This is a genomic window from Oleiphilus sp. HI0132, assembly GCF_001635845.1.
Genome location: NZ_LWGJ01000318.1, coordinates 1 through 1,739, shown reverse-complemented (window position 1 = coordinate 1,739; position 1,739 = coordinate 1). Strand labels below are relative to the sequence as shown.

Annotated in this window: 3 protein-coding genes and 1 pseudogene; 1 reads left to right on the top strand and 3 read right to left on the bottom strand. The window is 45.1% G+C overall.

The window, feature by feature from the left end:
* Positions 1–282 (top strand): Maf family protein (locus A3766_RS03855; RefSeq protein ID WP_197479293.1); only part of this gene is annotated, 282 nt, incomplete at its 5' end.
* Here the strand turns inward: A3766_RS03855 and A3766_RS03850 are convergent.
* From A3766_RS03850 to A3766_RS30300, 3 genes and pseudogenes are all read right to left on the bottom strand, one after another.
* Positions 279–1,109 carry an FkbM family methyltransferase gene (locus A3766_RS03850; RefSeq protein WP_082865233.1) on the bottom strand — a complete coding sequence of 277 codons (831 nt, stop codon included), beginning with the start codon at positions 1,107–1,109 and terminating at the stop codon, positions 279–281. The genes A3766_RS03855 and A3766_RS03850 overlap by 4 nt on opposite strands.
* 108 nt (positions 1,110–1,217) lie before the next feature.
* Positions 1,218–1,358, bottom strand: coding sequence for a hypothetical protein (locus tag A3766_RS30305; protein ID WP_197469960.1), 141 nt, complete (start codon positions 1,356–1,358; stop codon positions 1,218–1,220).
* A 77-nt stretch (positions 1,359–1,435) separates the two neighbouring features.
* A pseudogene (locus A3766_RS30300) lies at positions 1,436–1,739 on the bottom strand (phosphatase); the annotation flags it as partial.

Below are 1,739 nucleotides of genomic sequence, written 5' to 3'. Positions count from 1 at the left end.
GCATACTTTTATACAGGCTTGTGCCTGCTCAATACGAAGACCGGCAAATATCAAAGCGCTGTTGAAAGCTACGCCACCAAATTTCGTAAGCTAAATGAGCAGCAGCTAATCAATTATATAGAACGCGAACAAGCCTATGATTGTGCGGGAGGCTTTAAAATGGAAGGCTTGGGCATATCGTTATTTGAGTCTATTGAGGGCAAAGATCCAAACATACTGATTGGACTACCTTTGATTAGGCTAATCGACATGCTCGCTAAAGAAGGCGTATCTATCCTTTAGCGCTTTTCAAGAATCACATTCATTCGGGTTTGCAGCACCTTTATATAACCCTTCGATAGCGCCATAGAAACCGCTGGGCTTAGTGCTGCATCTTTATGCTGCTCTAGCTGCAGGTATTTGGGCCAGGCAGCTTCTTCTGCGTGATTTAAGAAGCTTTCCAACACAGGAAACTCGAAACCTTCAATATCCATTTTAAGCAGCTCGAGTTTGTCAATATCAGCAAGCGCCAAAATCTCACTAATAGTCAAACCCTTTACATCAATTGAAGTGCTGACTCTCTCAGGGTGCTCAACCCCTTCCGACAAAGAATTACAACCTTGGTTCACCTCATCGAGATAGAGTTTAACCAATGAGTTTTGCGGGCTAGCCGCAAGCTGCAAACACTTACAGCGAGATTGAAGCTGATTAAATTCGACATGCCGCTGCAAGCGAGCAGCGAGCTCTGGGTGCGCCTCTACAGCAACAAGCTTTAGGTCTTTCCGCTCCCACGCAAGTAGCAAACCATAACCGCCGATATTCGCACCTACATCTAGAACTGTAGCCCCATCACTCAAGACGGACGCCAAAAAACGTCGCTCCTGGCCATCGAGCAAGCCAGGCATAGTTAATAAGCGCTTATCGGATAAGTTTCCTTTGGGAAACAACCTGAACTTTAAACCTTCTACCTGAACATCGATAGGTGATTGCTTGCGCATCAATACAGGCTTTCGCATTAGAAAGGCTAGACGCTTAGCAAACCAGTTATTGACCGGTAATTGGTGACAAATACCGAGCAAAGCCTGACACCATGAAGGTAAACGATACCTTCCGAAAGGGAGATTATTCATAGAAAAAGGTCAATTATTTCGTTTCAACATTTCGCCAAGTAGGAGGAATAGCCAAGAGTCGCCCCCTGCTACCCCTCTGCGAGGCACAGCAGCCCCTACTTATAACATTTATGATTCCTTAGATCCTTCCTTTTCTGGCTTAGCCGGCTCTTCCTTTTTGCTGTCACCAATTATTGATTTACCCGGACATACCTTAAATACCGGGCAAGACTTACAACCAGAAACCATTGCGATTGGACATAGTGTCATTTTCTCTCTCCATCTTTTTTATAGACTCTAATCACTTGAGCCCTTATGAATCTTAATAATTTTGAATTGTTCTTTTCTTACTGTAGCTCGAGAGACTGAAAAGCCTCCCACTCCTGCCATACCGGCAGAACACTTTTTGGCAATGAAGGAATACGCCCAAGTTCAGCCCAGCGATATTCAGGCGAATGAAAGTCACTACCGATTGAACCTTTCAACCCCATTCGCTGACACAAATCACTAAGCATCCCGACTTCCCCTTGCTTCTGCCCTGAGGTAACTACCTCAATGCCTTCGCCTCCCTGCGCTTTAAATTCTACCAACATATTGCGCAGCTTAGTCAGGGTCATATTGTATTTTCTGGGGTGGGCAACGACAGCACTC

What these genes read in the sequence shown, in the direction of transcription:
- A3766_RS03850 (WP_082865233.1), bottom strand. Translation starts at nt 1,109, where the DNA reads ATGAATAATCTCCCTTTCGGAAGGTATCGTTTACCTTCATGGTGTCAG.
- A3766_RS30305 (WP_197469960.1), bottom strand. Translation starts at nt 1,358, where the DNA reads ATGACACTATGTCCAATCGCAATGGTTTCTGGTTGTAAGTCTTGCCCG.